The 5,406-nt window shown below is 68.9% G+C and carries 7 protein-coding genes; all 7 read left to right on the forward strand.

From position 1 onward, the window contains the following. Positions 1-108: 108 nt before the first annotated feature. Positions 109-732: a MotA/TolQ/ExbB proton channel family protein gene (locus C5O18_RS06025; protein WP_241146757.1), complete on the forward strand. Its 624-nt coding sequence runs from the start codon at positions 109-111 to the stop codon at positions 730-732. Then, a complete protein-coding gene (locus C5O18_RS06030; RefSeq protein WP_105192373.1) occupies positions 729-1,157 on the forward strand; it encodes an ExbD/TolR family protein in 429 nt (142 codons plus the stop codon). Before C5O18_RS06025 ends, C5O18_RS06030 begins: the two co-directional genes overlap by 4 nt. A gap of 15 nt (positions 1,158-1,172) precedes the next feature. Continuing rightward, the gene (msbA, locus tag C5O18_RS06035) at positions 1,173-2,957 is read left to right on the forward strand and encodes a lipid A export permease/ATP-binding protein MsbA (RefSeq protein WP_105192375.1); all 1,785 of its coding nucleotides are present in this window, start codon (positions 1,173-1,175) and stop codon (positions 2,955-2,957) included. Then, positions 2,941-3,999: a tetraacyldisaccharide 4'-kinase gene (gene lpxK, locus C5O18_RS06040; RefSeq protein ID WP_105192377.1), complete on the forward strand. Its 1,059-nt coding sequence runs from the start codon at positions 2,941-2,943 to the stop codon at positions 3,997-3,999. The genes msbA and lpxK overlap by 17 nt, the downstream gene beginning before the upstream one ends. Next, positions 3,992-4,192, forward strand: a complete 201-nt coding sequence (locus C5O18_RS06045; RefSeq protein ID WP_105192379.1) for a Trm112 family protein — start codon at positions 3,992-3,994, stop codon at positions 4,190-4,192. The genes lpxK and C5O18_RS06045 overlap by 8 nt, the downstream gene beginning before the upstream one ends. Positions 4,193-4,229: 37 nt before the next feature. Continuing rightward, positions 4,230-5,015: a 3-deoxy-manno-octulosonate cytidylyltransferase gene (kdsB, locus tag C5O18_RS06050; protein WP_105192381.1), complete on the forward strand. Its 786-nt coding sequence runs from the start codon at positions 4,230-4,232 to the stop codon at positions 5,013-5,015. A gap of 2 nt (positions 5,016-5,017) precedes the next feature. Further along, positions 5,018-5,406, forward strand: a 389-nt coding sequence (locus C5O18_RS06055) for a low molecular weight phosphotyrosine protein phosphatase (RefSeq protein WP_241146758.1), incomplete at its 3' end; no start/stop codon positions are given.

Here is a 5,406-nt window from a genome sequence, read left to right on the forward strand (position 1 = left end):
TGCCGGGACAGGGCAGGTCCGGCCGAATGACGGCATCGCCGCTTGGCGCCCTGCGGGTGTTCCCGTAGAGTAGCGACCAAAGCGAAAGGAGTAGTTCCCGTGTTGGAGATGGTGAAATCGGGCGGCTGGCTGATGGTGCCGCTGCTGCTGGCTTCCGTCCTGGCCCTGGCCATCATTCTCGAGCGTGCCTGGACCCTGCGCAGCCGCCGGGTGGCGCCGCCCGATCTGCTGGCCGATGTCTGGACCCAGCTCCAGGCCGGCGAGCTCAAGGGCGAGGCACTGCGCAATCTGCAGGCCGGTTCGCCGCTGGGCGCGCTGCTGGCCGCCGGCCTGGTCAACGCCCGCCACGGCCGTGAAATGACCAAGGAGGCCATCGAGAACGCCGCCACGCCGGTGGTGCACGAGCTCGAGCGCTACCTGTCGCTGCTCGGCACCATCGCGCTGATCTCGCCCCTGCTCGGCCTGCTCGGCACCGTGGTCGGCATCATCGACGCCTTCCTGGTGGTCACCGCCGGCGGCATCGGCGACCCCACGGCGCTGGCCGGCGGCATCTCCAAGGCGCTGGTCACCACCGCCAGCGGCATTGCCGTGGCGATCCCGGCCATGATCATGCACCGCTACTACCTGCGCCATATCCAGACCCTGACGGTGTCCATGGAGCAGCAGGCGGTGAAGCTGGTCGACATGCTGCACGGCGACCGCGAGGTCGATGTGCGCGAGGTGGATGCGTGAAGTTCAAGCGCCCCGCGCAGGACCCGCTGGAGATCAACCTCCTGCCGCTGATCGACTGTCTGCTGTTCCTGATCGTATTCTTCCTGCTCACCACCACCTTCGCCAAGACCGGCAAGCTGCAGGTGCAGCTGCCGCAGGCCGACGGCACGGCAGCCGCCGCCAAGGCGAAGCCGCTGGAGGTCGCGGTCGATGCCCGCGGGCACTACGCCGTCAATGGCCAGGTGCTGGCGGCGGCCACGCCGGAGGCGCTGCGCGCGGCCATCGTCGCGGCGGCCGGCGACAGCCGCGACCAGCAGTTCGTGATCTCGGCCGATGGCAAGGCGCCGCACCAGTCCGTGGTCACGGCCATGGACCTGGCCGGACAGCTGGGCTTCCGCAACCTCGGCATCGGCACGCAGAATGCAAGCACACCCACGACACCCTGACCCGAGCCATCCTGCATGACTGCATCCGCGACACCGGCCGCCGTGCCGGCCACCAGCAGCTGGCTGTCCTACAAGCGCCTGCTGGGCTACACCCGAAAGCACTGGAAGCTGTTCGCGCTGGCCGTGGTCGGTTTCATCCTCAACGCCCAGACGCAATGGGCCGCGGCCCAGCTGCTGAAGTACATCATCACCGCCATCGAGGCACGCGACCAGAGCTCCAAGAACCTTTTTCCGCTTCTGATCGTGGGCCTGTTCGTGGTGCGCGGCGTCGGCAGTTTCATGGGCACGTACTACATGTCCATGGTCGCGCGCCACGTTGTCTACGCCCTGCGCATGCAGCTGTTCGAGAAGATCATGACGCTGCCGGCGCGCTATTTCAGCGACAACTCGCCTGGTCACATCACCGCCAAGCTCATGTACAACGTCGAACAGGTGACCTCGGCCGCCACCGATGCCATCAAGACCATCGTGCGCGAGGGCGCCATCGTCATCGGCCTGGTGATCTACCTGTTCTGGACCAACTGGAAGCTGTCGCTGTCGCTGCTCATCGTCGGCCCGTTCGCGGCGTTGCTGGTGCGTACCGCGAGCAAGCGCTTCCGCAAGCTGTCGAAAAAGGTGCAGATGGCCATGGGCGATCTCAACCATATCGCCGGCGAGGCCATCAACGGCTATGTGGTGGTCAAGACCTACGGCGGCGAGGCCTACGAGCGCGACCGCTTCGACCGCGCTTCGCTGTCCAACCTGAAGAACTCCATGAAGATCGTGGTCACCAGCGCCATCAACACGCCGCTGGTGCAGCTGCTCATGGCCATGGCCATGGCCGGCGTGATCTGGGTGGCGCTGCAGCCAGGCATTTCCGGTAACACCTCGCCAGGCGAGTTCGTGGCTTACCTTACTGCCGCCGGTCTGCTCGCCAACCCGATCAAGGCGCTGACCGAGGTCAACGAGAAGCTGCAGCGCGGCATCACCGCTGCCCAGTCGGTTTTCGAGGTCATTGATGAGGTGTCCGAACCTTCGGGTGGTACGCGTGTGGCTGGTCGTTTGACTGGGGAAATCGAGTTTCGTGACATCAGCTTTGGTTATGAGCCTGGTCAGCCTGTGCTAAAGAATTTTTCCCTGCATGTGCAGCCGGGTCAGACTGTGGCGATCGTCGGTCGCTCTGGCTCCGGCAAGTCCACGCTGGTGGGCCTGCTGCCACGCTTCCACGATGCCCAGTCCGGCGAGCTGCTGGTCGACGGCCACCCGATCACCGACTATCCGGTGGGTGACCTGCGCCGCCAGATCGCGTTGGTGAATCAGAAGGTGATTTTGTTCAACGACACCGTGGCCAACAACATCGCCTACGGCGCCTGGCGTGACCTGCCGCGCGAAGCGGTCGAGCATGCCGCCCAGACCGCCTATGCCGACGAGTTCGTGCGCAAGCTGCCGGACGGCTACGACACCCGCATCGGCCAGGACGGCACCCAGCTTTCCGGCGGCCAGCGCCAGCGCCTGGCGATCGCCCGCGCCATGATCAAGGATGCGCCCATCCTGATCCTCGACGAGGCCACCAGCGCGCTCGACAACGAGTCCGAGTTCTTCATCCAGGCCGCGCTCGAGCGGGTCATGCAGAACCGCACCACGCTGGTCATCGCGCACCGGCTGTCGACCATCGAGAACGCCGACCTGATCGTGGTCATGGATCAGGGTCGCATCGTGGAGCAGGGCACCCACACCGAGCTGCTGGCGCGTGACGGCGTCTATGCCCAGCTGCACAGCCGCCGCTTCAGCGAGGACGGGGGCCATGGCGAGCTGGGCTGAGCGCTGGCATGACGGGCACCCGCTGTTTCGCCTGCTGCTGCCGCTGGGCCGGCTGTTCGAGGCGGTCGCCGCCCGCCGCCGCGCGGCCTGGCGTGATGGCCGCCGCACGTCCTGGCGGGCGCCGGTGCCGGTCATCGTGGTCGGCAACATCACCGTCGGCGGCACCGGCAAGACGCCGCTGACGCTGGCCCTGGTCGAGCAGCTGCGCGCTGCAGGCTGGCGCCCCGGCATCGTCAGCCGCGGCTATGGCGGCCGCGCCACCTATCCCTGCCTTGTCCTGCCCGATGCCGATGCCGCCGTGGTCGGCGACGAGCCGCTGCTGCTGGCGCGCCGCAGCGGCGTGCCGGTGGTGGTGGACCCGCAGCGCGCGCGCGGCGTACGGCATCTGCTGGCCGGCGCCGACTGCGACCTGGTGATCTGCGACGACGGCCTGCAGCACTACGCCCTGGCGCGCGACATCGAGATCGCCGTCATCGACGGCCGCCGTGGCCTGGGCTCCGGCCTGCCGCTGCCGGCCGGCCCGCTGCGCGAGCCGCCGTCGCGGCTGGCCGAGGTCGATTTCCGCGTCATCAACGGTGACTGGCTGGCCGCCGGCGAACCGCCGGCCGCCGCCGTGACCATGCTGCTGGAGCCCGGTGAATGGCTGCCGGTAGCGACTGCCGGCAGCACCGGTCCCGTGGCAGGTACTGCGATTGCTGCCGGAGCTGCCGCCCGGTCTGCCGCCGCCGGCCAGGCGCCGCAGCCGCCGGCGCGGGTGCACGCGGTGGCCGGTATCGGCCATCCGCCACGCTTTTTCGCCATGCTGGCGGCGCAGGGCTACGCACCGGTGCCGCACGCCTTTCCCGACCACCATGCCTACCGGGCGGAAGAGCTGCGTTTCACGCCGCCGCTGCCGCTGGTCATGACCGAGAAGGATGCGGTGAAATGCGCCGGCATCGCACCGCCGGATAGCTGGTTCGTGCCGGTTCAGGCTATGCTGCCGGCAGATTTCTGGCAGGCGCTGCATTCGCGCCTGGCCGACTGGAGACCCTCTGATGCCTGACAAGAAGCTGCTGGCCATACTGGCCTGTCCGCTCTGCAAGGGGCCGCTGCAGCACGATGCCGCGCGCGCCGAGCTGATCTGCCGCGCCGACGCGCTGGCTTTCCCGATCCGTGACGACATTCCCGTCATGCTCGAAGGCGAGGCCCGCCGCCTCGGCCTCGACGAGTCGCTGCCGCCCAGCCGCGGCCGCTGATCCCCTGATTTCGCCGAACACCGCAAGGAACCCTGTCATGAGCTTTCGCGTCGTCATTCCCGCCCGCTACGGTTCCAGCCGCCTGCCCGGCAAGCCGCTGCTGGACATCTGCGGCAAGCCCATGGTCGTGCATGTCTACGAGCGTGCGCTGGAAAGCGCGGCCAGCGAAGTCGTGGTTGCCACCGACGACGCCCGCATCGAGGCGGTGCTGCGCGAGCTCGGTGCCCCGGTGGTGATGACCCGCGCCGACCATCCGTCCGGCACCGACCGCCTGCAGGAAGTCGCCGCCCATTTCGGCTGGGGCGACGATGACATCGTGGTCAATGTCCAGGGCGACGAGCCGCTGATCCCGCCGGCGGTCATCAACCAGGTCGCCGACAACCTGCGCCAGGCCGATGCCGCCGGCATCGCCACCCTGGCCGAGCCGCTGCACGACGCCGAGCAGCTGTTCAACCCGAACATCGTCAAGCTGGTGCGCGACGTCGATGACCACGCGCTGTACTTCAGCCGGGCGCCGCTGCCCTGGGCGCGCGATGCCTTCGCGATCAGCCGCGAGCAGCTGCCGCCCGAGGCGCTGTCGCTGTACCTGCGCCATCTCGGCATCTACGCCTACCGCGTCGGCTTCCTGCACGACTACGTGTCCTGGCCGCCGGCGCTGATCGAGCAGGTCGAGAGCCTGGAGCAGCTGCGCGCGCTCTACCGCGGCGTGAAGATCCATGTCGATGTCGCCGCCGCCGAGCTGCCGCCGGGTGTCGACACCCAGGCCGACCTCGACCGCGTGCGCGCCGTGCTGGCCGCGCGTGCCGGCGGGACCGCCGCGTGAGCATGACCGCGGCCGGGCAGGGCGGGGAGCGCCCCGTGCGGGTGCTGTTCGTCTGCCTCGGCAACATCTGCCGTTCGCCGACCGCGGAAGGCGTGTTCCGCCGCAAGGCCGAGCAGGCCGGCTGGGGCGGCATGCTGCAGGCGGACTCTGCCGGCACCGCGGCCTGGCACACCGGCAAGGCGCCCGATGCGCGCTCGCAGCAGCACGCCCGCGTGCGCGGCTATGACCTGTCGGCGCTGCGCGCACGCCAGGCGACCTGGCGCGACTTCGCAGACTTCGACCATGTCCTGGCCATGGACGCCGACAACCTCGCTGCCCTGCATGGCCTGCGCGACGAGGCCCGGCGCCGGCTGGGGCGCGAGCCCGATGCCACGCTGGGCCTGCTGCTGGA

Source organism: Amnimonas aquatica (genome assembly GCF_002943415.1).
In the GTDB taxonomy this organism is placed as follows: Bacteria; Pseudomonadota; Gammaproteobacteria; order Pseudomonadales; family Moraxellaceae; genus Perlucidibaca; species Perlucidibaca aquatica_A.